Annotated in this window: 26 protein-coding genes and 1 other RNA gene; 10 read left to right on the forward strand and 17 right to left on the reverse strand. The window is 40.7% G+C overall.

Translation table 11 applies throughout. From position 1 onward, the window contains the following. Positions 1–81: 81 nt before the first annotated feature. The 4 genes from FTU09_RS04975 to FTU09_RS04990 all read left to right on the forward strand — a co-directional run bounded on the left by FTU09_RS04975 (position 82) and on the right by FTU09_RS04990 (position 3,151). Positions 82–756: an HAD-IA family hydrolase gene (locus FTU09_RS04975; protein ID WP_179993860.1), complete on the forward strand. Its 675-nt coding sequence runs from the start codon at positions 82–84 to the stop codon at positions 754–756. Further along, positions 749–1,189, forward strand: a complete 441-nt coding sequence (locus FTU09_RS04980; protein WP_004976690.1) for an RNA-binding S4 domain-containing protein — start codon at positions 749–751, stop codon at positions 1,187–1,189. Before FTU09_RS04975 ends, FTU09_RS04980 begins: the two co-directional genes overlap by 8 nt. A gap of 144 nt (positions 1,190–1,333) precedes the next feature. Continuing rightward, positions 1,334–2,380 (forward strand): recombinase RecA, encoded by a 1,047-nt coding sequence (gene recA / locus FTU09_RS04985; protein ID WP_004976691.1) that lies wholly within the window; start codon positions 1,334–1,336, stop codon positions 2,378–2,380. Between the two features lie 81 nt (positions 2,381–2,461). Next, complete coding sequence (locus tag FTU09_RS04990; protein WP_154320773.1) at positions 2,462–3,151, forward strand: regulatory protein RecX; 690 nt, start codon at positions 2,462–2,464, stop codon at positions 3,149–3,151. A gap of 66 nt (positions 3,152–3,217) precedes the next feature. On the opposite strand, the gene ffs is transcribed toward FTU09_RS04990, so the two are convergent. Further along, positions 3,218–3,314, reverse strand: an RNA gene (ffs, locus tag FTU09_RS04995) — signal recognition particle sRNA small type. 349 nt (positions 3,315–3,663) lie between these two features. Here ffs and FTU09_RS05000 point away from each other — a divergent pair. Further along, positions 3,664–4,509, forward strand: coding sequence for a YbgF trimerization domain-containing protein (locus FTU09_RS05000; protein ID WP_180044316.1), 846 nt, complete (start codon positions 3,664–3,666; stop codon positions 4,507–4,509). A gap of 71 nt (positions 4,510–4,580) precedes the next feature. Here FTU09_RS05000 and lpxA read toward each other — a convergent pair whose 3' ends face one another. The 12 genes from lpxA to rimO all read right to left on the reverse strand — a co-directional run bounded on the left by lpxA (position 4,581) and on the right by rimO (position 16,965). Then, positions 4,581–5,369: an acyl-ACP--UDP-N-acetylglucosamine O-acyltransferase gene (lpxA, locus tag FTU09_RS05005; protein WP_019836491.1), complete on the reverse strand. Its 789-nt coding sequence runs from the start codon at positions 5,367–5,369 to the stop codon at positions 4,581–4,583. Beyond that, positions 5,366–5,854, reverse strand: a complete 489-nt coding sequence (gene fabZ / locus FTU09_RS05010) for a 3-hydroxyacyl-ACP dehydratase FabZ (RefSeq protein ID WP_004976697.1) — start codon at positions 5,852–5,854, stop codon at positions 5,366–5,368. The genes lpxA and fabZ overlap by 4 nt, the downstream gene beginning before the upstream one ends. Before the next feature lie 2 nt (positions 5,855–5,856). Further along, positions 5,857–6,927 carry a UDP-3-O-(3-hydroxymyristoyl)glucosamine N-acyltransferase gene (lpxD, locus tag FTU09_RS05015; RefSeq protein ID WP_180044309.1) on the reverse strand — a complete coding sequence of 357 codons (1,071 nt, stop codon included), beginning with the start codon at positions 6,925–6,927 and terminating at the stop codon, positions 5,857–5,859. A 3-nt stretch (positions 6,928–6,930) separates the two neighbouring features. Continuing rightward, the gene (locus FTU09_RS05020) at positions 6,931–7,431 is read right to left on the reverse strand and encodes an OmpH family outer membrane protein (RefSeq protein WP_004976699.1); all 501 of its coding nucleotides are present in this window, start codon (positions 7,429–7,431) and stop codon (positions 6,931–6,933) included. Between the two features lie 41 nt (positions 7,432–7,472). Beyond that, entirely contained in the window at positions 7,473–9,983 is a 2,511-nt protein-coding gene (gene bamA / locus FTU09_RS05025) for an outer membrane protein assembly factor BamA (protein ID WP_180052074.1), read from the reverse strand. A 42-nt stretch (positions 9,984–10,025) separates the two neighbouring features. Next, positions 10,026–11,381, reverse strand: coding sequence for an RIP metalloprotease RseP (rseP, locus tag FTU09_RS05030; RefSeq protein WP_180079670.1), 1,356 nt, complete (start codon positions 11,379–11,381; stop codon positions 10,026–10,028). 3 nt (positions 11,382–11,384) lie between these two features. After that, positions 11,385–12,581, reverse strand: a complete 1,197-nt coding sequence (ispC, locus tag FTU09_RS05035; protein ID WP_180079672.1) for a 1-deoxy-D-xylulose-5-phosphate reductoisomerase — start codon at positions 12,579–12,581, stop codon at positions 11,385–11,387. After that, the gene (locus tag FTU09_RS05040; protein ID WP_004976707.1) at positions 12,582–13,406 is read right to left on the reverse strand and encodes a phosphatidate cytidylyltransferase; all 825 of its coding nucleotides are present in this window, start codon (positions 13,404–13,406) and stop codon (positions 12,582–12,584) included. It lies immediately after the preceding gene. 3 nt (positions 13,407–13,409) lie between these two features. Continuing rightward, positions 13,410–14,162, reverse strand: coding sequence for a polyprenyl diphosphate synthase (gene uppS / locus FTU09_RS05045; RefSeq protein ID WP_004976709.1), 753 nt, complete (start codon positions 14,160–14,162; stop codon positions 13,410–13,412). Positions 14,163–14,165: 3 nt separating this feature from the next. Next, complete coding sequence (gene frr, locus FTU09_RS05050) at positions 14,166–14,720, reverse strand: ribosome recycling factor (RefSeq protein WP_004976711.1); 555 nt, start codon at positions 14,718–14,720, stop codon at positions 14,166–14,168. A gap of 88 nt (positions 14,721–14,808) precedes the next feature. Continuing rightward, positions 14,809–15,537, reverse strand: coding sequence for a UMP kinase (gene pyrH, locus FTU09_RS05055; protein ID WP_004976712.1), 729 nt, complete (start codon positions 15,535–15,537; stop codon positions 14,809–14,811). Between the two features lie 84 nt (positions 15,538–15,621). After that, entirely contained in the window at positions 15,622–16,965 is a 1,344-nt protein-coding gene (gene rimO, locus FTU09_RS05060) for a 30S ribosomal protein S12 methylthiotransferase RimO (RefSeq protein ID WP_096901422.1), read from the reverse strand. Between the two features lie 350 nt (positions 16,966–17,315). Here rimO and glnL point away from each other — a divergent pair, with 350 nt between their 5' ends. Further along, positions 17,316–18,425, forward strand: a complete 1,110-nt coding sequence (gene glnL, locus FTU09_RS05065) for a nitrogen regulation protein NR(II) (RefSeq protein WP_004976718.1) — start codon at positions 17,316–17,318, stop codon at positions 18,423–18,425. Continuing rightward, positions 18,412–19,890, forward strand: a complete 1,479-nt coding sequence (gene glnG / locus FTU09_RS05070) for a nitrogen regulation protein NR(I) (protein WP_180079673.1) — start codon at positions 18,412–18,414, stop codon at positions 19,888–19,890. The genes glnL and glnG overlap by 14 nt, the downstream gene beginning before the upstream one ends. A gap of 94 nt (positions 19,891–19,984) precedes the next feature. Here glnG and FTU09_RS05075 read toward each other — a convergent pair whose 3' ends face one another. After that, positions 19,985–20,314: a hypothetical protein gene (locus FTU09_RS05075; protein ID WP_004976724.1), complete on the reverse strand. Its 330-nt coding sequence runs from the start codon at positions 20,312–20,314 to the stop codon at positions 19,985–19,987. Between the two features lie 120 nt (positions 20,315–20,434). Here FTU09_RS05075 and FTU09_RS05080 point away from each other — a divergent pair, with 120 nt between their 5' ends. Together FTU09_RS05080 and FTU09_RS05085 are read left to right on the forward strand one after the other, a co-directional pair. Beyond that, positions 20,435–20,875 (forward strand): HD domain-containing protein, encoded by a 441-nt coding sequence (locus tag FTU09_RS05080; protein ID WP_136143954.1) that lies wholly within the window; start codon positions 20,435–20,437, stop codon positions 20,873–20,875. Positions 20,876–20,938: 63 nt separating this feature from the next. Then, entirely contained in the window at positions 20,939–21,838 is a 900-nt protein-coding gene (locus tag FTU09_RS05085; RefSeq protein WP_004976726.1) for a LysR substrate-binding domain-containing protein, read from the forward strand. A gap of 224 nt (positions 21,839–22,062) precedes the next feature. Here FTU09_RS05085 and map read toward each other — a convergent pair whose 3' ends face one another. The 3 genes from map to FTU09_RS05100 form a co-directional block, all read right to left on the reverse strand. Then, a complete protein-coding gene (gene map / locus FTU09_RS05090; protein WP_180079675.1) occupies positions 22,063–22,857 on the reverse strand; it encodes a type I methionyl aminopeptidase in 795 nt (264 codons plus the stop codon). A gap of 178 nt (positions 22,858–23,035) precedes the next feature. After that, positions 23,036–24,193, reverse strand: a complete 1,158-nt coding sequence (locus FTU09_RS05095; RefSeq protein ID WP_154320786.1) for an RNA-guided endonuclease TnpB family protein — start codon at positions 24,191–24,193, stop codon at positions 23,036–23,038. Next, a complete protein-coding gene (locus tag FTU09_RS05100; protein WP_004976741.1) occupies positions 24,190–24,804 on the reverse strand; it encodes an IS607 family transposase in 615 nt (204 codons plus the stop codon). The genes FTU09_RS05095 and FTU09_RS05100 overlap by 4 nt, the downstream gene beginning before the upstream one ends. A gap of 366 nt (positions 24,805–25,170) precedes the next feature. Here FTU09_RS05100 and brnQ point away from each other — a divergent pair, with 366 nt between their 5' ends. Continuing rightward, positions 25,171–26,463, forward strand: coding sequence for a branched-chain amino acid transport system II carrier protein (gene brnQ, locus FTU09_RS05105; RefSeq protein WP_180079677.1), 1,293 nt, complete (start codon positions 25,171–25,173; stop codon positions 26,461–26,463). Positions 26,464–26,540: the final 77 nt, after the last annotated feature.

A 26,540-nucleotide genomic window follows, 5' to 3' on the forward strand; every position in this document is an offset into this window, starting at 1 on the left:
TTTGAGTTATGCCTCAAGCATGTTTAAATGAGCCAGTTTTATTTGCCTTTTGGCAATTGCTTTATGGTTTAGGATATCTAAATGCACAAAAATATCATCATGTTTGACATGGACGGAACGCTGTTAGATCTCGCTTATGATGATTTTATTTGGAATGAACAACTGCCTATTCGCTATGCAGAATTACACGCCTGTTCTTTAGAGCGCAGCAAAGAAATTTTATACGATTTTTATCAAGCGCATAGCCACACCTTAGAGTGGTATTCCTCACGTTTTTGGACGGCTAAAGTGGGGGTAGATATGCTTGCGATGCAACTTGAATATAAAGATCAAGTCACGTTGCGTCCACAAGCTATCGAGTTACTGGAATATTTAAAAAATAATGGCTATCACATTTGGCTCACCACCAATGCCGATTGTGCAGGTTTAGACTTTAAATTAGCACATACAGGTTTAGCAAAGTATTTTGAAGTGATTGTTAGTTCTGAAAGTATTGGTTATGCCAAAGAGCGCGTTGAATTTTGGCAAACATTGCAACAACAACATGCATTTAATCCTGAAGATTGCTATTTTATAGATGACACCGAAAAGGTGCTTAATGGTGCTAAAGCCTTTGGGATTGGACACTTATATAGTATTGCCCAGCCATCCTCAGCAAAACCTACGCGTCAGACTTGTAATTACCCTATGTTGTACCAATTAACAGATTTAATTCCTGTCTTAGAACAATTTGAGGACACTCAAAAATATGCCTAAAACTTCGTCCCACGAAGCCATTGAAACGATCCGAATTGATAAATGGCTATGGGCTGCACGTTTTTTCAAGACCCGCTCTATTGCAAAAGCTGCCATTGAAGGCGGCAAAGTACATCACAATGGCGAGCGCGTTAAAGTTTCCAAAGAAATTCGTGTGGGAACTGAGCTGACCATTCAACAAGGTTTTGATAAGAAAACCGTATTGGTCAAGGCATTATCCGGCGTACGCGGCCCTGCCCCTGTCGCTCAGCAACTTTATGAAGAAACTGAAGTGAGTATTGCACGCAGGGAATTGATTGCGACCCAAAGAAAGTTGCATAATCTAGCACGACCTGATCATCGACCAAGTAAAAAAGACCGTCGTGACATCAGCAAATTTAAACAAGAGAATGATCAGCAATTTGACCAATTTTGGTCATATAATGATGATTAAATAGAGCGTCACAGGCTGTCGTACAGCCCGTGATATAAATAGAACTACAGGACAAATTCTGTCACTATATTGCATGTGGAAAAGATTTAAGTAAATGCATCCACTTGAGTATATTGTTTCGTGACATCGTATTGAGGTTGTAAGATGGATGAGAATAAAAGCAAGGCGTTAAACGCTGCGTTAAGCCAGATTGAAAAACAATTTGGTAAGAACACAGTCATGCGTCTTGGTGACAACACTGTGCAAGCGGTAGAAGCCGTATCTACAGGCTCATTGACCCTAGATATTGCATTGGGTATTGGTGGCTTACCTAAAGGTCGTATCATTGAAATTTACGGCCCTGAATCATCAGGTAAAACAACTATGACCTTGCAAGCCATTGCAGAATGTCAAAAAGCTGGTGGAACTTGTGCCTTTATTGATGCCGAACACGCGCTTGATCCTCAATATGCACGTAAACTTGGTGTAGATATTGACAATCTTTTAGTATCGCAACCAGACAACGGTGAACAAGCTCTTGAAATTGCCGATATGTTGGTACGCTCTGGCGCAATCGACATGATTGTGGTCGACTCCGTAGCTGCCTTAACCCCTCGTGCCGAAATTGAAGGCGAAATGGGTGACTCACACATGGGCTTACAAGCACGCTTAATGAGCCAAGCCTTGCGTAAAATCACAGGTAATGCCAAACGCTCGAACTGTATGGTGATCTTCATTAACCAAATTCGTATGAAAATTGGTGTAATGTTTGGTAGCCCAGAAACCACAACTGGTGGTAACGCATTGAAGTTTTATGCTTCTGTTCGTTTAGATATTCGCCGTGTAGGTCAAGTGAAAGAAGGTGACGAGATTATTGGTTCTGAAACCAAAGTCAAAGTTGTGAAAAACAAAATGGCACCTCCATTTAAAGAAGCATTGTTCCAAATTCTTTACGGTAAAGGTGTTAACCATTTGGGCGAGCTGGTCGATTTAGCTGTTCAACAAAATATCGTGCAAAAAGCTGGTGCTTGGTATTCTTATCAAGGCGATAAAATTGGTCAAGGTAAAAACAACACCATTCGCCATCTTGAAGAACATCCAGAGCTTGCTAAAGGCATCGAAGCGATTATTCGTGAACAACTACTCACGACAGGTCAAGCTGCACCTGTAGAAGATAAAGACGAAGAAGAATTCGACTTACTTGATGTTTAAAGCATGCGCTAAGATGAACACAACAAACTGAATTAAATAGAACGCTCTACGGAGCGTTTTATTGTATATGGAAGCATTACCATGTCTGAAAATAAATTCCCCAAACTGATTGATTATGCTGCGCTAAAACAACAATTTGGCGAAGATGAGCAATCATGTAGCCGAACTGAGCAGATATATTCCGAAACAACGTCTGCCCTGCATTTTGCCTCAAATTCTGCGCCTAACATTAATAAACAATACCCTGCTCATACGGAAGCCATTGATGATCAAGAACACAATCACAATGAAGACCAAGACGAACAGCAAAACAAACGCCCAGGACTAACAGGTTCTCGTCTACGCAGCTACGCCTTTGCTGTCTTAACGCGTAAAGAATATTCTAAAAATGACTTAATTGAAAAACTGGCTTTATATGCAGAAAACCGTGATGAAGTGATTGAGTTAGTCAATGAATTGGCACGTGAAAATTATCAGAGTGATCAACGCCTAGCAGAAATGTTACTGGCTAGCCAAAAGCGGCAAGGTAAAGGGCCAAATCGTATTAAAATGGCTCTTAAAAACAAAAAAGTGGATAGCAGTTTAATTTCAGAAGAACTTAAAGAAACTGATTGGACAGAACAAGCCTATCAACTGAAAGTGAAAAAATTCGGCACAGAAGTCGCAAACGAGCCAAAACTTAAAGCCAAACAAATTCGTTTTTTACAGTATCGGGGCTTTGATATGGATGCGATTATGAAAGCAATTCGTAGGAAAGAGCAGGATTTTTAAAATAGTGGATATAAGATCAAAATAAGTAGAAGATAAATAGAATTATTATTTCAAAACTGGTGGCAACCCTACCAGCAAGCCTTCGGCACATCATAGTTCCACTACCGCTGCTACCTTCCGGTCCTGACGGGGTTCGTAGAGTACAATTGCGAAGTAACCAGCAGGGCTACCATTGCAAAAACAGAGTATAGAGATTTTTAACAAACTTGCAAGCGTTGTTCTGTATTTCCTTTTATAATGCTATCCAATTGATTATTTTAAAAACAATTGAAGACATTTATAGAATAACCTCACTTAAAATTCAAAACTTAGTCTAACTAAACCATCATAAAAATTATTTTGAGATTTAAATCCTAGATTTACCCATATTGCGCTGAGATTGATGATAAGTTTGTAAAAGCTTATTGCAATTCCACGCGCGGACGTTTTAAATGTGGAAAATGACTAAATCAGCAGGTTGAGTCCAATACGCTTACAAGGACTCACTTATACAAGATTAAGATGGATATTCAATTATGCTAAAAAAGCATGCACTTTGTGCTCTTGCCCTACTGTGCTCAACGTCTGTATTTGCCAATATTCCAATTGAAAGCCACAACCTCAGCCAAAGCAGTGCTGGCTATGCCAATAGCCCTGCGATTGCAACGAGTAATATGGCAACTGCTAATGTACCCACCAATATCAATTGGCAGTTGATGCAAAAAAATCAGCAACTTGAAAATGACATCCGCCAGTTACGTGGCAAAATTGAAGAACAAGACAATGAAATTGCGCAGCTCAAACATGAATTGCAAAATCGCTATACCGATTTAGATCAACGTCTAGAACTGCTCCAACAAAAAATAGACCCTGAATCTGCTCCTGCCGCTGAGGAGGATAACCAAAAAGATACTGCACCCAGCGCCAGCAACAACCAGTTAAACAACAATGCCACGCAATCTGTGCAAAATACAACGCATGTGAGTCCAACAGCTCAAGGTTTAAATACCAATATTGAGCTGGAAAAAGCAGCCTATACTGTTGCATTGGATGCCTATAAACAAGGTGGCGCCAAAAAAGCGATTGCACCTATGCAAAACTTTATTAAAAACCACCCAAACAGTGTGTATATCAGCAATGCGTATTTTTGGTTAGCTGAATTTAATTTAGCAATTGAGCCAACCAATTACACCGAAGCCAAAAAGAATTTTGAAATTGTAGCAACAAAGTATCCCCAATCTGCAAAAGCATCAAGTGCCTTATATCGCTTATATAGCATAGCGCAAGATGTAGATCACAAACCTACTTTAGCAGCGCAATACAAAAGTAAAATTCTGAGCCAATATCCAAAGTCTGAAGAAGCAAGATTTTTAAAATAAGCCAATAAAAAAAGACATCCGAGGATGTCTTTTAATATTCTGAAGCTTGCCGTATTCGGTAAACTCAAACCTTAACGCACAATACCACGTTCAGATTGTTCTAAAGAATCAATTAAACGCTGCGCTTCTGCCACATTTGGCAAAATATCACTGCGAATTTGCTGAATGGCTTGCTCAGTGGTTAATCCAGATTTGTAAATGAGTTTAAAGGCTTCACGAAGACCTTGAATCACATCCTTCGACCAGCCTTTACGACGCATTCCTTCCACATTCATTGCAAATGCATGTGCAGGATTACCAGAAACCATGACATACGCAGGCACATCTTTAAGAATAAGCGATGCACCACCAATCATGCTATAAGAGTCAATTTTACAGAATTGGTGAATACCAGAGTTTCCACCGACAACCACATAATCCCCAACATGCACATGACCTGCCACACCCACGTTATTGGCAAAAATATTGTGATCACCCACCATACAGTCATGTGCGATATGCGTATTGACCATAAGTAAGTTGTGACTACCAATTTTGGTCAGGCTATTGTCTTGCACCGTACCACGATGCAAACTGCAGTGTTCACGAATTTTGTTGTGATCACCAATTTCTAGCCAAGTTTCCTCACCTGCATATTTTAAGTCCTGACAGACCTCACCTACGCTGGCGAACTGGAAAATTTCATTGTGCTGACCAATACGGGTGTAACCACCAATCACCACATGCGAATGAAGTTTTGTACCCTCACCAATCGTTACATTTGGGCCAATAATACAGTATGGACCAATCGTGACATCTGAAGCGATTACTGCAGATGAGTCAATAATAGCGGTTGGGTGAATGAGTGGGTTATTGCTCATGCTTGCTCTGTTTTCTGATGCGAAACCATAATTTCCGCGGTTGCTGCGACGACGCCATCAACGGTGGCGATACAATTATATTTGTAAATGCCTCGTTTTTGCATAACTAATTCAGATTTTAATACAAGTTGATCGCCTGCAACGACTTGTTTTTTAAATCGAACTTTTTCTGCGCCTGCAAAAAGGAACAAAGAACCTGCGCTCGGTTTCTCATTATTCATGATAAAACCTAAAATACCCGACACTTGTGCCATCGCTTCAACGATTAAAACACCCGGCATGATCGGATAATTCGGGAAGTGTCCTTGCAAGAATTCTTCATTGATAGATACGTTTTTATAACCCACGATACCGTTATCAGTGACTTCTACAATGCGGTCTACCAATAAAAACGGATAGCGATGGGGTAAATATTCACGAATGGTTTGAATGTGCATTGGCAATTCAGGTTTAGTGAAGGTGCTAGAATTCGACTCAGTCATCATAATTATTTACGCAATTTAAAAGTTGATTCAAGGGACTCAATTTGAGATTGCATATCATCAAGTCTTTTCACCAATTGGGTCAATGGCACATCTGCTAATTGTCTGAGGCGCACAACAGTACGTTTCCACTTTTGATTTTCAAACAAGCCTATACCTGACGAATATTTTCCTGATTCAGAAATATTATTTGTGACCATTGACATTCCTGTCAAAGTCACATTATCAGCAATATTTAAGTGCCCTGAAATTGCACTTCCACCACCAATGATACAGTTTTTGCCAATTGTCACACTTCCAGCCACGGCAGTTTTTGCTGCAATGGCCGTATGAGCACCTAATTTGACGTTATGTGCGATTTGCACAAGGTTATCAATAATGACACCATCTTCCAAAATTGTATCATTTAGTGCACCGCGATCTACGCTGCAATTCGAGCCAATACGAACGTCATTGCCAATAATCACCGAACCCAACTGTGCAATACGATGCCATTTGCCTTGATAAGGTGCAAAGCCAAAGCCTTCACTGCCAATTACAGTATTGGCGTGTATGCGCACACGATGTCCAAGCTTGGCTGCGCCTGTCAAAGTCACGTGTGAATCAATAAAACACTGTTGACCAATTTCGACAAAGTCATCAATTTTACAGTGCGATTGCACAATCGTATTGTCACCCACCACACAATTTTCACCAATTACGACGTAATGACCAATATAAGCACTATCGGCGATGATGGCTGATGGATGGATTTGGGCTGTGCTTTCTATACCACGTTGCGTATGCTTACGCTCAAATACATGGGTTAAAATTGCAAAAGCTAAATACGGATTATCGACCACAATAAAGTTGTGATGATTGTCTAACTCGGCTTGTAGTGAAGCGGTCACAATTAAAGCCCCCGCCTGAGAGCTACGTGCTTGCGCTAAATATTTATCGCCATTCACGAATGCAAGTTGATGCGCCTGAGCAGACTCAAGGCTTGCCAAACCTTGCAAACGTAAATCGGCTTGTCCAATGCATTGACCTTGAACTAAACCAGCAATTTCTTCTAAGCGATAATATTGGGAACTCATTGATTATTTAAGTGCGTTGACCTTTTGGATCATTTTATCAGTTAAATCATACTTCGGGTCATAGGCAAGTGCTGAGTTTTTATTCAAAACCACATCTAAACCATTTTCTTTACGCAATTGTTCAGCAACTTGCTTTAAACGAGTTTCAAAACCATCGTTAATTTTGTGCAATTCTGACTGGACACTAGTTTGTACCGCTTGTTGCAAACTATTAAATTCTTTCAATTTGGCTTGAAACTGTGTATTCATTTTTTGCTTTTCAGCGTCTGATAAATTCGTAGTCTGTTGCGCGCGTTGCTGCATGGTTTCTAACTCTTTTGTCAGTTGCTCAAGCTTAGTGGTTTGTGGTTTGACAGACTGTTGCAAAGCGAGATTTTGCTGTTTGAGATAACTGCTATTTTCTACAACACGCTCTAAACTTACCACACCATAGCCTGCAGCATGTGCTACTGCAGCCATTGTAGATAAACCCAACAATGCCAAACTCAATATTGTTTTTTTCATGTGCTACATCCTGTGTTTAAACAATCCAACATGGGTCGTACTTAGAAAGTACGACCAATTTCGAATTGGATATTTTTAGTGTCATCGCCTTGTTTATCATTCAACGGATACGCATAGCTGAGTGATAATGGGCCAATCATGGTAATCCAAGTAAAGCCTACACCCACGCTATAACGCATTTCACCGAAGTCGAAGCCATAATTGTCTTTACAATATTGCTTGGCATTCACAGAAGCACCATTCACAAAAATATTTGAATCAGAAACATTACACTGAGTATCAAAAACTTGTGCGCCTTCTGCAAAAATTACTGGACGGACTTGACGCGTCCAATCTCCTTTAAATGGCACTGGTAGAGCCAATTCTGTACCGAACTGTACTAGAGCATTACCACCAACTTCTTCAGGTGAGCGATCCGTTTGACTTGTATCAGAGAAATAAACACCTGGATATTTCGGGCCTAAGGTGCTGTTGTCATAACCACGTACTGAACCATAACCACCTGCATAGAAGTTCTTATAGAACGGTAAGTCATTACCAAAACCTAACTTACCGTAGCCACGTAAGACAAAATCATGACCTAATGGCATATAAGCCTGTGCATCATAGGTCACTTTTTGGAATTCCACATCACTACCGGGTAAAGCAATTTCAGCATTAACACGATGCGACATACCATTGGTTGGGAAAATCGGACGATTTAAAGTGTTGTATGACCAACCTAAATTTAGGTTATACGTAAGGAAATCACCTTTAAATTCTTTGCCGTAAGGAATTGGATTTGCACAAGGCTCATACCCTACTACATCACCATTTGCATCTTTAATAGGGACTAAATCATCTGGACAATATTCGTCACTTTTGGTTTCTTTACCCCCATGGCGCTCTAAATAGTCTGCGACATAAGTTGAAACATAAGGACCTGTGGTTACTTCGGTCTGATCAATGTTTAAACCTGCACTAATGCTTTGGTTTTCATCAATTGGGTAACCGAAGTTAATTCCACCACCTAAACTGTCAGTCACATAGTTGTTAACGTTATAGTTATCATCTAACTTGGTTTTACGGTAGTACATGTTGTAACCACGACGCACACCATCAATCGTGAAGTATGGATCAGTCACACTCAGGTTATAGTAATCTTGTGTTTCAGAACGTGATAAATCAATCGAAACCGAATTACCCGTACCTAAGAAGTTAGTTTGGCTTAAACCAGCTTGGAACGTCACACCACCGCTTTGCGAGAAACCTACCGCTAAAGTACTGGTACCTGAGTGCTGTTCTTCTACATTAACATTTAAGTCAATTTGGTCTGGCACATTAGGAATACGTACTGGCTTAACATCGACGGTTTTAAAGAAACCTGTACGTTCTAAACGAACTTTAGACAAGTCAATTTTTTCATTGCTTGCCAATGCGCCTTCCATTTGACGCATTTCACGACGTAGCACTTCATCGGCAGTTTTACTGTTACCTGCGAAGTTAATACGACGCACTGTAACTTGCTGACCTGGATTAATGTAGTAGTTTAAATCGACCAGTTTAGTTTCTTTGTCAATTTGCGGAACAATATTCACTTCGGCATAGTAATAGCCTGCATTACCATATTTACGCAGCAACAATTGTTTCACCGCATTCACTTTTTCTTGTGAATAGGTTTCACCATCTTTATAAATTTTCAGTGCCGTAAGTTCTTCTGGTTTGTATAAAGCATCGCCCAAGAACTTGCTTTCGCCAAACTTGAATTGCTCGCCTTCATCCACCGAAACTTCAACAAAAATATGCTTTTTGTCTTCGCTCAAATTCAAGCTAGAGTTAGTGATATTGAAGTTGATATAACCTTTATTAAGATATAACGCACGTAATGCTTCCAAGCTTGCTGCCATTTTTTCGCGTGCATAGCGGTCATTACGGGTAACAATCGAACTCCAGCTACTTTCTTTAACTGCAAACGCCTGCTTAATGTCGCTTTCTTTAAATACCGTATTACCAATGATGTTGATATCTACCACTTTGGCAGCTTTGCCTTCAACAAACTCTACAGTTAAATCTACACGGTTATTTGGACGTGCTGTGGTAATGACACGTACATCCGCATCATAACGACCTTGCTGCATATACTGCTGTTCAAGTTCAGATTCTAAAGTTTGTAGTGCTGACTTTTTCAGTACTTCACCTTCAGCCACACCCATTTTCTTTAAACCATCTTCCAACGCTTCTTTTGGAATCAGTTTATTGCCTTTAAATTCAACCTTAGAAATGATTGGGCGCTCAACCACTTTAAACACTAAAGTGTCGGCTTCACGACTGGCCTGAATGTCATCAAACAAACCTGTGGCATAGAGTGAACGAATCGCATTGGCCAACACTGCTTCATTGACACGATCACCACTATTCACTGGAATCATTCCATAGACATTGGCTGGCGTTAAACGAACAAGACCATCTATTTTTATATCTCGCGCAATAAATTCATCTGCTGCATATACTTGTTGTGTTGCCGCCATTGCACTAACCAGTGCCAAGGGCATAAATAAATGTGTGTGCTGCATGCCAGTCTTTTCCAGTGTTAAATTTATTTCGTATCTACGTTGTTATAAACGCATAATGTCATTAAATAATGCAAGGAGCATCATACTTCCAAGCAGTACCATACCAATTTTTAAACCAACTAATTGTATTTGTTCAGAAACAGGTTTTCCACGAATCAGCTCGATAAAATAATAAACTAAATGCCCGCCATCCAACATTGGAATTGGCAATAAATTTAGAATTCCTAAGCTTACGCTCATAAGTGCCATAAAGGAAATAAAAGTTTGCCACCCCATTTCCGCACTTTGCCCTGCGACTTTGGCAATAGTAATTGGGCCTGATAAGTTATCTAAACCAATTAAACCACGTACCATTTTGACAATAGAATTCAGAATCATGCTAGACAGCTGACCTGTTTTATCTACCGCCATAAATAAAGCTTCACTCGGGCTGTATTGAATGGTTTGCTTAAAATCTTCTGGAATGACAATTTTTCCAGGATCACTTTGCACACCCAATACACCCGAAACATTGCCCATATTGTCACGTTTGCCTTGCGGCATCACTTCCAGTTGCTGTACTTGATTGTTACGCAGCACATCTACTTTCAGTAATTTTTCTGGCGATGCTTGAACAACTTGTACCACATCGTACCAGTCATTCATTTTGACGCCATCAATCGCAATAATTTGATCGCCGACTTGCATACCTTGACGAATGGCCGCACCATCTTCACTTAACTTACTGACAATTGCAGGAATTTGTGGGCGATACGGTGTAAAACCCAAGATATCTAAAGGTGATTGGGATTGATCATTTAAGAAATTTTGAATGGGTAAGCTAAATGTTTTGATTTCACCTGCACGTTCGGCCTGTACCTGAATCTTGCCTGTTTCACCTACACGATCTACCAAGGCAAAGTTCAGCTTTTCCCATGTCGTCACAGGCGTACCATCAATGACGGTAATCTTATCACCTACTTGCATTTGCGCTGCCGCCGCAGGTGTATCTGCCAGTACCTTACCCACACGGGTATTCAACTGTTCTTGAGAGGGTAAAAATAATAGCCAGAACAATAATATGGCAAAAATCAGGTTGATTAACGGACCTGCTGCCACAATCGCAATACGTTTCCACGGATGCTGACGGTTAAAGGCATAAGGTAGGTCTTCTTCTGCAACGCTTTCTTCGCGTTCATCTAGCATTTTGACATAGCCACCCAAAGGCAATGCCGAAAGCTGATATTGAATCCCCGATTTTTTAGAAGTCCATTTTAAAATGGTCGGTCCAAAGCCGATGGAATACACCAAAACTTTGACACCTAATTTACGTGCAACAAAGTAGTGCCCAAACTCATGAATTGCAATTAAAGGTCCTAGCAAAAGAATCGCTGCAACCACAATAAATAAGGCACTCATGCTTTAGCTTCCTTTATTCAACACAAAATGCTGTGCAACAGCACGGGCATTTTGGTCTGCCTGCAAAATCAGTTCAATGCTTTCTGCGGCTGAATTTTGTATTTGGTTCAGGGTATGCTCAACCACTGTCGCGATTTCGGTAAAACGAATTTTTTGCTGCAAGAATGCTGCAACTGCAATTTCGTTTGCTGCGTTTAAAATAGCAGGTGCTAAACCACCTTCTTGCATGGCTTGACGTGCCAGACTTAAAGCAGGAAAACGGGTGGTATCGGGTGCTTGAAAATCAAGCTGATGATTGACAAACAAATCTAAAGGCGGAACATGCGTTTGGATACGCTGCGGCCACGCCAAAGCATGCGCAATTGGCGTACACATATCAGGATTACCCATTTGCGCCAAAGTTGAACCATCCACATATTGAACCATGGAATGAATAATACTCTGTGGATGCACCACCACTGTAACAAAGTGTTCTGAAATTGCAAAAAGATGACACGCTTCGATTAATTCCAAACCTTTGTTCATTAAGGTTGCAGAATCTACCGAAATTTTTTGTCCCATAGACCAATTTGGATGTTTGCAAGCTTGTGCAGGAGTAACGTGTTGCAGTTCTTCTAGGCTGTGGTTTAAAAATGGGCCGCCCGAAGCAGTCAGTAAAATTTGTGATACACCTAACTTAGGTTGTCCATTCCGCTCAGCCTGTAAATAATGTTCAGGCAAACATTGGAAAATCGCGTTATGTTCAGAATCTACAGGCAATAACAAAGCTCCATGTTCACGTGCCGCCTGCATCATGATGTCACCCGACATCACCAAGGCTTCTTTATTGGCCAATAACACGCGCTTACCCGCTTTAACCGCAGCCAGTGTAGGCAATAAACCTGCCGCACCGACAATGGCTGCCATCACCACATCCACTTCAGGATGTTCGGCAACTGCGATTAAACCCGCCTCATCGCTTAAAATTTCAATCCCTGAAATGTGTTGCTGTGCAAGTAACTGCTGCAATTCATCAACTTTTGCCGCAGGTACAACCACAATTTTAGGATGGTACTGTTTGCATATTTGAACCAGTTCTTGAATTCGGCTATGTGCCGTCACGGCAAAAACTGAATACTGCTCAGGATGTTGTTGCAGTACTTTTAGGGTGCTTTGTCCAATTGAACCTGTCACACCCAAGATACAAACAGCTTGTGACATTTATAAATCTACGCCAATAAGTTTTAAAACATACATACCTGCAGCAAAAATTGGAGCTGCTGCAAGTAAAGAATCAATCCGATCTAGCACACCACCATGACCTGGCAAAACTCGCCCAGAGTCTTTAATACCTGCACGGCGCTTGATCATGGATTCAAACAGATCGCCCAATACTGAGCTAAATACCGTAAATACCGAAAGAATCAAAAATAAAATATGTTGTGCCAAAGTTAGGTCCAAATACACCACTTCGACAACAATCACAATTAGCATGGCTGTAAACACACCGCCATATAAGCCTTCTACTGACTTGTTTGGACTGACATTTGGTGCAAGTTTTTTCTTGCCTAGTTTGCGTCCAACAAAATAAGCACCTGAGTCTGCACCCCAAACCAACAAGAACAAGTACATTAACCACCACGGCGAACTATTCCATACGGAAAAAATTGCAGTGACCGCAGCAGAAATTAGAATAAAACCAATAAAACTTAAGCTTGGGTTATACCATGCATCGTATTCTGGATAAGACTTGACCCAATAAATACTGAGTAACCATGTCAAAATAGAAGCTGCCCAAAGTAACAAGGCAATATCACTAAAATAAAGTGCCATTGCTGCCAAAGCGGCAGTCAATACACCAAAGCCCCAAGCCACAGGTTTGAGGACATATTTAGTTTTTCTTGGCATGAGTTTGAACCACTCATAGCCCGCAACCCCTGCTGCAACAATCATCAGCATAAACATTGGATAGTGCGACTGAGTTGCAAACATACAACTCAACACCACAGCAACCAATACCAATGCGGTAATAATCCGCTCTAACATGTATTAATTCTCAATTTTCTCTTGTTGAATTTGCTCAGAAGTTTTACCAAAACGACGTTCGCGACCACCAAATACTGCCAGTGCATCGTCAAATTCTTCTATGCTAAATTCAGGCCACAAGGTTTGGGTAAAATACAATTCAGCATACGCAGCTTGCCAAAGTAAAAAGTTGGACAATCTAAAATCGCCACCTGTACGAATCAACAGATCGACAGGTGGTAGGTCTGCCAGACTGACATATTGACCAAAAAGTTGTGTATCTATTTGTTCAATATCAATTTTATGCGCCACAACATCTGCAGCAATTTGTTTTGCAGCTTGTGCCATATCCCACATACCACCATAACTAATGGCAATTGTGAGTGTCATGCTGTTGAAATTAGCAGTCCTTTGTTCGGCATGCAACATTAACTCACGCAAATGCGGCGACAAACGTGAACGGTCACCAATAAAACGTAAGGCAATATTGAATTTTTCCATGCGTGGTAATTGCTCATGAATTGTGGTTTCCAGCAATTGCATGAGTAAATCCACTTCAAACTGCGGACGATTCCAGTTTTCACTCGAAAAAGCAAAAACGGTTAAAGCTTGAATGTGTTTTTTTCTACAATGTTCAACAATCGGGTCAAGTACATCTTTACCAGAGCGATGTCCTTCCCCTTTTTGCATTTGATTTTTTTTTGCAAAACGATTGTTGCCATCCATAATGATGGCAACATGTTTTGGCAAAGACGCGCTGTCTTCCGATGTGGTCATTGATTAGACCTTCATCAACTCAGCTTCTTTTGCAGCAAGACGCTTGTCTACTTCTGCAACGTATTTGTCTGTGATTTTTTGGATGTCATCTGCTGCACGGCGCTCATCATCTTCAGAAATTTCTTTTTCTTTCAATAATGCTTTGATGTCGCCCAATACATCACGGCGGATGTTACGAATAGCAACTTTGGCATTTTCTGCTTCAGAACGCGCAACTTTTTGCATGTCACGACGAGTTTCTTCAGTCAATGCTGCAAGCGGTACACGAATTGCATCGGCTGTGATTGGGTTTAGACCCAAATCTGACTCACGAATTGCTTTATCAATTGCAGACACCATTGAACGCTCAAATGGCTGAACCAATAAGGTACGTGAATCTTCTACACCAATGTTGGCTACTTGGTTAAGTGGCACATCGGAACCGTAGTAAGAAACCATCACACCATTTAAAATTGATGGATGTGCACGACCTGTACGTACTTTGGCAAAACCATGTTCTAAAGACTCTAAAGTCTTGCTCATACGTTCTTCGCTGTCTTTTTTAAGATCGTTAATCATAAGATCTTCCTTACTGTATTCTAAAATTTGAGTCAAAATATAGGGTTAAATTAAACCGTAGTATAAAGAGCTTTGTGGCTCACGTACATTAGTTCGTAACGTGAGTTCCTTCTTTTTCGCCCATCACTACAGAAAGCAATGCACCTGCTTTATTCATATCAAAAACTTGCAACGGCACATTGTGATCGCGGCATAAGCAGATTGCAGTTAAATCCATAACACCTAATTTTTCATCCAACACCTGGTCAAATGTAAGTGTGTCATATTTCACCGCATCTTCGTATTTGCTTGGATCTTTGTTATATACGCCATCTACTTTGGTCGCTTTTAAGATCAAGTTAGCTTCGATTTCGATACCACGTAAACATGCTGCTGTATCTGTGGTAAAGAATGGATTGCCTGTACCCGCAACGAACACACACACTTCACCTTGAGTCAGGTGACGAATCGCATCACGGCTTGAGTAAGACTCAACCACTGTACCAATAGGCAATGCAGACATTAAACGGGTTTTGATGTTACGGCGCACCAAGGCATCACGCATGGCTAAACCGTTCATCACCGTTGCCAACATACCCATTTGGTCGCCTGTTACACGGCCGACTAAACCATCTTTTTGTAATTGGCTGCCACGGTATAAGTTACCACCACCGACAACAATACCCACTTGCACACCTAAACCGACCAAGTGTGCAATTGCCAAAGACATTTGATCGAGCACTTGCGCATCAATCCCCATGTCTTTATTACCCGCAAGTGCCTCACCCGATAGTTTCAACAAGATACGTGCATAACGTGGCTTTTTTGAATCTAACATTGTCATTACTCCAATTCTAAATTCTAAACTTTAATTTTTTACAATTTGTATGGCTTACAGCTAGCAATCCAAATCTGCAAAGCATTATGCAGATTTGACCTGAATCAGCTTGGCAAATAAGTCGTATTCATCGGCATCGGTAATTTCAACTTCAAGTAAATCACCTGCTTTAATCACGCTCTTGTCAATATCTTCTACAAAGACGTTGCCATCAATTTCTGGCGCATCTGCATAAGAACGTGCCACTGCGACTGGAAATTCTTCTTCCAAATCATCTACCAACACGGTCATGGTTTGACCAATACGTTTTTGCAGTTTAGCTGCTGAAATTTCTTGCTGAACCTGCATAAAACGCTCATAGCGTTCTTGCTTGATTTCTTCTGGCACATGATCTGGCAAGTCGTTTGCTGCCGCACCTTCAACAGGTGAATAAGTAAAGCAACCAACACGGTCTAATTGCGCTTCTTTTAGCCAGTCGAGCAAAATTTGGAAATCTTCTTCTGTTTCGCCTGGAAAACCCACCACAAAGGTTGAACGAATCACCAACTCAGGGCATTTTTCACGCCAAAGTTTTAAACGCTCCAACGTGTTTTCGCTGTGCGCAGGTCGCTTCATCAACTTTAATACTTTCGGGCTGGCATGTTGGAATGGAATATCCAAATAAGGTAAAATTTTGCCTTGTGCCATTAAATCAATTACAGCATCCACATGCGGATATGGATAGACATAGTGCAAACGCACCCAAATACCCAATTGCCCTAAGGCTTCACACATATCATAGAATTTGGTTTTAACAGGCTGACCGTTCCAAAAGTCCAATTTGTATTTGGTATCTACGCCGTAGGCAGAAGTATCTTGAGAAATTACCAATACTTCTTTTACGCCTGCACGTTTCAGTGCTGCAGCTTCTTCTAATACCGAACCCACAGGACGCGAAACTAAATCGCCACGCATGCTTGGAATGATGCAGAAAGTACAGCGATGGTTACAGCCTTCTGAAATTTTAAGATAGGCATAATGTTTAGGCGTCAAACGAATGCCTTGTTCAGGTACCAAATCAATAAATGGATTATGTTTTGGTGGCTCAGGAACATATTGATGCACCGCTTCCATCACGTCCTGATAAGCAGCCGCGCCAGTCACTTTTAATACGTTGGGATGCATTTGACGAATTTTATCTTCATCTTTACCCAAGCAACCTGTCACAATGACACGACCATTGGCATTCATGGCTTCGCCAATCGCGTCTAAGGACTCTTGTACTGCAGATTCAATAAAACCACATGTATTGACAACAACTAAGTCAGCACCTTCATAATCAGATGCGACATCATAACCTTCAGTTTTTAACTGAGTTAAAATTCGTTCGGAATCTACCAATGCCTTAGGACAACCTAAAGAAACAAAACCGACTTTGGGGGATTTCATAGAATCTGCACTCCACTAGAATGCGCGTATTGTATGACTTTTCTTTGCATAAAAATAGAGAAATAGCCGACTCTTTGCATAATGCACCAAAATACAACCATTCAGGCTGAATGATTTAAATATTGCACCATTTTAATGCATTTTTTATTTACAGTGTTTCTGTTATCCGTTATATCTTGAAAATTCAGTCCAGTTCCTGCGCATTTTTCCGATTCTTCAGTGATAAATGCACTAAAAACGAAAAGTTGGCGTGCATTTTGCTTAATTCGCCTCAATTCGATCCAAATTTGGAACATGGCTGACAGATGACAATGCCCTTGCACAATATTTCATACAGGAAGCATTCACGAATGGATCAGACCCAGAGCATTGACTATCGTCTTTTGGTGGATAACCTCAGCACCGCAATTTTACTGGTTGATCGTGACCTGAATATTTTTTATTTAAACTCGTCTTGTGAAGCATTGTTTGATATCAGTTTAATTCGCGCTTCGGGGCAACCCGTTTTAAATTTGCTGCACATGCCTGATGATGAGTTCAATACGCAAGAGGCTTTCCTGAATACCATCAAAACTGGTCAACCCTACACCCGCCGTGAAGCGACCATTAATGTCAATTTTAAAGATATTCATGTCGATTACACTGCATCACAGTTAAATGCAGGCAAGCCTTATCATCCTCTTTTGCTGATTGAATTGAATCCGATTGATCGGATGCTCAAAATTTCCAAAGAAGAAAACTTTATTCAACAGCATCAAGTCGCACGTCAGCTGATTCGTGGTGTGGCACATGAAATTAAAAACCCGCTTGCAGGAATTCGTGGTGCGACACAACTGTTAGCACGAAGTTTAAATGACCCGAAATATGATGAATTTACCGACATTATTATTAGCGAGGTAGATCGTTTAAGAAACTTGGCCGATACCATGCTCGGCTCACGCCAACTACCAAGCTATGAACTGGTCAATATTCACGAACCTTTAGAACGGGTGCGCAGCCTGATCGTCAATCAAACTAAAAACAAAATAAATATTATCCGTGATTATGACCTTTCTTTACCTGAAGTCATGGCAGACCGCGATCAATTGATTCAAGTCATGCTGAATATTTGCGCCAATGCAGTACAAGCCATGACCGAACATCCCGATTTCTTTACCGAGCATCGACCTGAATTGATTTTAAGAACTCGTATTCAACGCTTGGTTACCATTAATGGTGTGCTGAATCGTTCTACCGTACGTGTTGATATTGAAGATAACGGCCCAGGCGTACCTGAAGACATTTTAGAATCCGTGTTTTATCCATTGGTGACTGGACGCGCAAACGGTACAGGACTTGGTTTGAGCATCGCACAAAATATTATGCATCAACATAACGGAATGATTGAATGCCAATCCATTCCAGGAAAAACAATATTTAGCTTATATTTACCTTGGGAGGCGAGTCATGTCGCGAAATAAAATTTGGGTGATTGATGATGACCGTGCAATGCGCTGGGTACTGGAAAAAACTTTTAGAGAAGAAGGTTTTGAAGTCACCAGTTTTGAAGAAGCACAGTCTGCACTAGATGAGTTAAACCAAGATGCACCCGATGTAATTTTGACCGACATTCGCATGCCTGGAATTGATGGTTTAACTTTTCTTGGCAAAGTCAAAGTCAGTTATCCCGACTTGCCTGTGATTATTATGACTGCGCACTCCGATTTAGAATCGGCAGTATCTAGCTATCAAACAGGTGCATTTGAATACCTACCCAAGCCTTTTGATATTGATGAAGCACTTGCTTTAGTCAATCGTGCAATTTTGCATATCACCAAACTACAACAGCAAGAATCTGCAAAATCGACAGTGCAGCCAATTCAATCGACAGAAATTATTGGTGAATCGCCTGCCATGCAGGAAGTGTTTCGTGCGATTGGTCGTTTATCGCAATCACACATTACTGTGCTCATTAATGGTGAATCAGGTACAGGCAAAGAGTTGGTGGCGCATGCACTGCATCGCCACTCACCGCGTAGCAGCAAACTATTTATTGCGCTGAATATGGCAGCCATTCCGAAAGATTTGATTGAAACCGAACTTTTTGGACATGAAAAAGGTGCATTTACAGGTGCCAATACACAACGTCAGGGACGCTTTGAACAAGCCAACGGCGGCACCTTGTTTTTAGATGAAATTGGTGATATGCCTTTTGAAACCCAAACCCGCTTATTGCGCGTCTTGGCAGATGGTGAATTTTATCGGGTTGGTGGACATATTGCTGTCAAAGTGGATGTACGGATTGTCGCAGCAACACATCAGGATTTGGAAAAACTGGTACAAGATGGACGCTTCCGTGAAGACTTATATCATCGCCTGAACGTCATTCGGATTCATATTCCTAAACTGGCGCATCGCAGTGAAGATATTCCAATGTTGGCACAGCACTTTTTGGCACGTGCAGGCAAAGAATTAGGCGTGAGTCCAAAAATATTGCGTCCTGAAACAGTCGAATATATGCAGCAATTGCCGTGGCAAGGTAACGTGCGCCAATTGGAAAACACTTGTCGCTGGCTTACCGTGATGATTACAGGACGTGAGGTCTATCCTGAAGATTTACCAACCGAACTCAAGCAAATTCCAATTGAAAAATTAGCCGAACATTCTGCGCTTCATGTGGCAGATCGGGTATCTATGCAGCATTGGGATGAATTACTTGGGCAATGGGCAGTACAAAAGTTAAAAAATGGCGAGATGAAACTTCTGGATATCGCCATTCCAATGTTTGAACGCACCTTAATTAATGCTGCACTGCAACAAACCCGTGGACGTAAACGTCATGCCGCTGAATTATTGGGTTGGGGACGTAATACTTTGACGCGAAAACTCAAAGAATTAGGAATGGACAGTGCCGATGATGAAATAGAAGAAGATATGGAGAGCTAAACGCAGAAAAAATATCTAATCCATCAAAATATAGGGAAATTCAGCTTTTGAATTTCCCTATTTTTATATCTTAGACTCTCTAAGTTAAGTGCAATTAAGCCGCGGTAAATCCAACATAGCGAGATAAACCTTGCACGCCTAAATCCGTTTTATAAATCAAATATTGCGGATAACGACTTGAAGTCAGTTCTTGCCACATATCCAACTGATCATCATGTGCATGAATTTCATCGACACTGCGTGGCATGCTTTGTTCAAATACATCTGAGGCATATTCAAAACCCAAATCCATTGCGACAAACAAAGTATGCTCGCAAGGCTGAATATATTGTTCTTCTGCCCAATCAATAACAGCATGTTGGCAATGTGGGCAAAGCAAATTTTCAGTCGCAGGCGTATTCAGTTCAATGAGTTGATATGGCATAGAGCAGCATCACCAATAGTAAAATAGATAAACATAAAATCTGTTTGCATCATAACAAGCAATTTCTATATTTTGCGCTAAGCACGGCTTATAATTATAGAAATTTTTTTAATTATACTTATGGCAACTCTAGAAAATGCAATTACACTTGCAGTACAACAACATACAGGGCAGCTAGATAAAGGCGGTCAGCCTTATATTTTGCATCCCTTACGTGTAATGTTGCAATTACAACAGCCCGATCAGCAAATTGTCGCTGTACTGCACGACATTCTTGAAGATACCCACACCACAGCACAAGACCTGCAAAATTTAGGATTTCAAACGCATATTATTCAAGCAATTCAGGCTCTCACCAAACTGCCGCATGAAACTCGTGTTCAAGCGGCTATGCGTACTGCACAAAACCCGCTTGCCTGTGCTGTAAAAATTGCAGATGTGCAAGACAACATGAATTTAACGCGGATTCCCAATCCTACAGCACGTGATTTAGCCCGTTTAGAAGAATACCGACAAGTTTTAGAGATTCTGCAAAAAAGCACAGCAATAAAGCACAATTAAAGATTGACAACATGCAACGATGCCACTTTAATTTAAGTATTGTTGCATAAATGGAATTTAGTCATGCTTACAGATTTGGATGATTTTTATTGTTTTGCCCAAGTGGTCGAACATGGTGGATTTAGTGCAGCAGAACGCGCCACCGATATTCCAAAATCCAAACTTAGCCGACGCGTACACAACCTAGAAGAACGCTTAGGTGTGCGTTTAATTCAGCGCAGCTCACGTCATTTTGCGGTCACAGAAATTGGTATGAATGTGTATCGGCATGCGCAAGTAATGATGAATGCTGCCCAAGCCGCGCACGACTTGGTCGATCACCTAAGTATTCAACCGCGTGGTGTAATTAAAGTCAGCTTACCTGTTTCAATTGCACAAAATGAAATTGCCAAAATCTTGCCTGAGTTTTTGAAAGCCTACCCTGAAATTAAAGTACAGCTAATTGTCAGCAACCGTCGTGTCGATATCGTCAACGAAGGGATCGACATTGCCCTGCGTGTCCGCTCAAATTTAGATGATGATCCAAGTTTGGTGATTCGCAAATTCAGCAACATCGAACAACATCTATTTGCCAGTCAGGCTTATTTGAATGAATTTGGCGATTTGAAAAAACCTGAAGATTTAAGTCATCATAAAATTTTAAGCATGTCGGATGAGCATTTAGATCAATACATGGTTGTGCATGATCAACAACAGCAACCGAAAAAAATTAAGGTCAACCCTACAGTCATGGGTTCAGATTTAATGATGCTAGCGCAATTGGCACGACAAAATTGTGGCATTGTGTTGTTGCCTGACACGATTGTTGAAGATTATGTTGCATCGGGTGAATTGGTTCGTGTTTTACCCGACTGGCACGCACCGCATGGTATTTTCCATGCCGTCTATCCATCACGCCGTGGTTTATTACCTGCTGTACGTGTATTTATCGACTATTTGGTCGAAAAGCTAACCATTCGTTAGCACATAGGATCTTTTGATTTCAGATACGAAACAGCAAAAAAAAAAGCTTATCTAAGACAGATAAGCTTTGAAAACTACAATCTAAAATAAGAAAGCTAAAACAAAGAAACTACAGCAAGTATCTTTGACTTCAATTATAGCGATTGTTCATTTTTTAACAAATAGTTTAAAACTAAAGTCTAAGATGTTTTATCTATCAGTCTTAACCTGAAAGCATTCGTGCATTAAATTTCAGGATAACTCCCCGTACCTTCTGGCCACGGCGATAACACTTCAAAGCCTGTATCAGTCACAGCAACCATGTGTTCCCATTGTGCAGAAAGTGATTTATCTGTCGTCACCACCGTCCAGCCATCTTTCAGTTCTTTCACCCGCGCTTTGCCCGCATTCACCATTGGCTCAATGGTAAATACCATGCCTTTTTTAAGCACCAAGCCTTGTCCAGGCTGACCATAATGCAGCACACTTGGTTGTTCGTGATACACCTGCCCAATACCATGTCCGCAATATTCACGCACAATGCTAAACCCTTCACGATGCGCCACACTTTGAATGGCATAGCCAATATCGCCCAAAGTCGCGCCCGGTTTCACCGCATGAATCCCTGCGCGCATCGCCTCATAAGTGGTATCGACCAGTTTTTTCGCTTCTGGTTTCACCTGACCCACATAGTACATACGACTGGTATCACCATAAAAACCATCTTTAATCACTGCCACATCAATATTAATAATGTCGCCATCTTTTAAAATGGTTTTGGATGATGGAATACCATGACAGACCACTTCATTGGGTGAAATACAGGTGGTTTTGGTATAACCGTGATAGCCCACATTGGCAGGAATGACTTTTAAGATATTTACAATATAATCGTGACACAAATCATCTAAGTATTCTGTCGTGACTCCGGGTTTGACATGCTCACCAATCATCTGCAACACCTGAGCAGCCAAACGCCCCGAAATGCGTAATTTCTCAATATCTTGCTCTGATTTAATGCTGACTTTAAGGGCGCGCATGATGAACTCCTGACCTGAAGCCTGAGATTATAGCCGTTATTTAAAACCTACTCAAACCTACTCAATGTGGGTTTGATGTTTAATTCCTACTTCACCATCAAGAACCTAAAACATTTGCTTTAGGGATTACCTCAATTCCATAGGCTGTCACGGTGTAACTCACCGCCTTAATCACCACTTATGCAGTGATTAAATCTTTATCCGCATATCGCAGGATATTAATTGATGCATTAACATCACGATTTTGGATGGTTTGGCAAACTAAGCACTTCCACTCTCGCGCAGAAAGTGTGAGAGATTGATTTAATTCACCACAGCACGAACACATTTTACTACTTGGGAAGAATCGACCAACCGAAAGTACCGATTTTCCATGCTGTTTGGCTTTATAAATCAACTGCCTTTTAAACTCATAAAAACCCATATCGGATATAGCTCTTGCGAGTTTACGATTCCTCAACATGCCTTTAACATTCAAATCTTCAATCGCAATCACATCAAAACGTGTTACCAAATCCGTTGTGACTTGATGAAGATTATTCTTGCGTAGACAGGCAATTTTATAGTGCAGGCGAGATAGCTTGGCTTTTGCTTTTTCTCGATTCTGACTACCTTTTTTCTTACGACTAAAAGACTTGTTGAGTCGCCTTAGTTTTGCAAGCTGTCTTTTAAGTGGTGCGTTAGAAGGAATAACCTCACCATTTGAAAGGGTGGCAAGATTAGAGACACCCAAATCAACACCGATACTTAAACCTGTTTTCGGTTTAAGCTTTTCGATCTGGGTGAGTTCGACAGCGATTGATACAAACCACTTACCACCTTGTTTAAATATTTTGGCCGAGAGAATTTTACCCTTATAGCGCAGATTCTCAGTCATTTTCACCCAACCCAAATTAGGGATTTTAATAGACCGACCCTTTACGCTAAATTGATCATTTGATAATGAAAAACGGTCATCCTTGCCTTTTTTTCTTGGCTTGGGGTATCCTGATTTGCCGTTAAAAAATCTATCAAAAGCACTACCCAACTGCTTAATCGCCAACTGTGGTGCGCACTTAGTCACTTTCTTCATGAAAGGATATTTTTCAAATTTAAAAGTGTTTAGGTGCTTTCTTAATTTACTCTCTTTAGGTCTATTAAGAAGCATTTCATTCACCGCAACATCATAATACTCACACTGATCTCGATATTCCTTATCAGCCTTGTATTGTCGCTGCCACTCTCTTAAAGCCCAATTATACGACAAACGAGCAACACCACTTGCCTGAGCAAAATGGCTTGCTTGTTTATTATTGGGCATCAATTCAATGATATGCCCTCGTATAAATCGACTCATAGTGCTTCTTTGACCACCTGTATTAGCTTTTGGTTCTTTTTACTTCGGCTTCCATATAATCGTGCTGAAAATACAGTGATAATTTCCAGGACATCTTGAGACAGTTCCTCCTCAAAACTCAAATTTTCACCCTGATTAATAATTACAATTTCAACATTCCGAGCTTCACATAAAGCAAAAACCAATTCAGCACCAAAACGTAATAATCGATCTTTGTGGGTTAAAACCAATCGACCAATTTCATTATTAATAATTCCATCCAAAAGAGCCTTAAGCCCTTTTTTGTGATAATTCATCCCTGAGCCTAAATCACTAATAATCTCAAATGTCCATCCCTGCTTGGCACAGTACATTTCCAAAACTTGTTTTTGTCGCTCAAGATCAGCCTTTTGATCGTGACTAGATACTCTTGCATAAGCAATAGTTTTTCGGCTGTTCTGAATTGATAGATCATGGATAAGTTCAGGTGTGATCTTGCTTAGATCGTAACGTCTGTGATTTTTTGGGGTTCTATCTGCGACTAAAGTGCCTTCCTCATCCCATCTTCTTAGGGTTTGGATGGAAACACCCAGTGTTTTAGCTGCAACGCCAATACTAACATATCTACTCATTTGTATATAATAATATAGAAATAGGTAGATTTCAACTAGCAGTTATTAACCCTTTCGGCTTGTAAAATCAGCTCAAGCTGCCAAACAAGTATCCATCGTCATGCGACCAACAGTTTTGTTTAAGAACTGCGCATTTAAAATAGCAACCAAAACTTATACTAGATAAGCCATCTATACTATGTGGGATCAGCATTTTTCAAAAATACATCAGATAAACAGTAAGTTATTTAATTTTTATAGTGAAGATTAAAATAGCCTACAAACACATATCATAAAAAATATTCATATGACCTATAAAATAAATTAGAAAATCATAGCTCGATCTACTAAAATCGCTTTCTTTTGTTTACATCTTATTTCTCTCCCATGACGAATTTACGCACACGGGATATTATTGCCTTGGGTTTTATGACCTTTGCGCTGTTTATTGGTGCAGGTAATATTATTTTCCCACCTATCGTGGCACAGCAAGCGGGCGAACACGTCTGGCTTGCTGCGCTCGGTTTTCTCATTACCGCAGTTGGCTTACCCGTGATTACCATTATGGCGTTGTCACGTGTCGAAGGTTCTATACAAATTTTAAGTTCGCCTTTAGGCAAAATCGCGAGCTTAATTTTAACAGTCGTCTGTTATTTAGCGGTTGGCCCGCTTTTCGCCACACCACGTACCGCTACCGTATCTTATGAAATTGGTTTCTCTGCCTATTTTGGCGATTCCGCGAGCACCTTATTCATTTATAGCGCCATCTATTTTGCCTTGGTGATGTTAGTTTCACTGTATCCACACAAAATTTTAGATACAGTGGGCTATGTACTTTCCCCGCTTAAAATTCTGTCATTACTAATTTTAGGCATCACTGCATTTATTATTCCGACAGGTACAATTTCACCTGCCATTCACAATTATGTGAACAGTCCTGTATCTGAAGGCTTTATTAACGGTTATCTCACTATGGATACCTTAGGTGCATTGGTATTCGGGATTGTGATTATTAATGCGATTCGTTCACGTGGCGTAACTGATAAAAAACTCATCACCCGCTATGCGGTATGGGCAAGTTTAATTTCAGGGATCGGTTTAACTTTAGTTTATCTAAGCCTATTTAAACTGGGGATGGGCAGTCACGATGTTGCCGCCAATGCCAGTAATGGTGCAGTCATTTTACATGCCTATGTGCAACATGCTTTTGGCGGATTTGGCTCGGTATTTTTAGCTGCAATGATTTTTATTGCCTGCATGGTTACGGCAATTGGACTGACATGCGCATGTGCTGGATATTTTGAGCAAATTACTAAAATTCATTATCGCCGTTGGGTATTTATTTTAGTGGGCTTTGCCTTTGTTATTTCCAATCTTGGACTCACCAAACTCATTGCAGTTTCAGTGCCTATTTTAAGCGCGATTTATCCACCTGCAATTGTGGTCATTCTACTCAGCTTTTTCTGGGGATTATTCCGTATTCCAACCCGCGTGATTGCACCTACTGCCGTAGTTGCATTGCTCTTTGGCATCATTGATGCAATGAAGGCCGCAGACTTAGCTAGATTCTTGCCAACCACACTGACCAATTTTCCCCTGAGTGAACAAAACCTCGCTTGGTTGATTCCTGCATTACTGATTTTTGTATTCGCTACAATTCATGATCGAATGAAAAAATAGCCAGTACGGACTTCGAGCTCGGCTATTTTTTCAAGTCATGCTCTATTTTCGAGCTGTATTGTATTAAAGTCGTGTTT

The sequence above is a fragment of the Acinetobacter sp. YH12058 genome (assembly GCF_013419805.1).
Taxonomy (GTDB): Bacteria; Pseudomonadota; Gammaproteobacteria; order Pseudomonadales; family Moraxellaceae; genus Acinetobacter; species Acinetobacter towneri.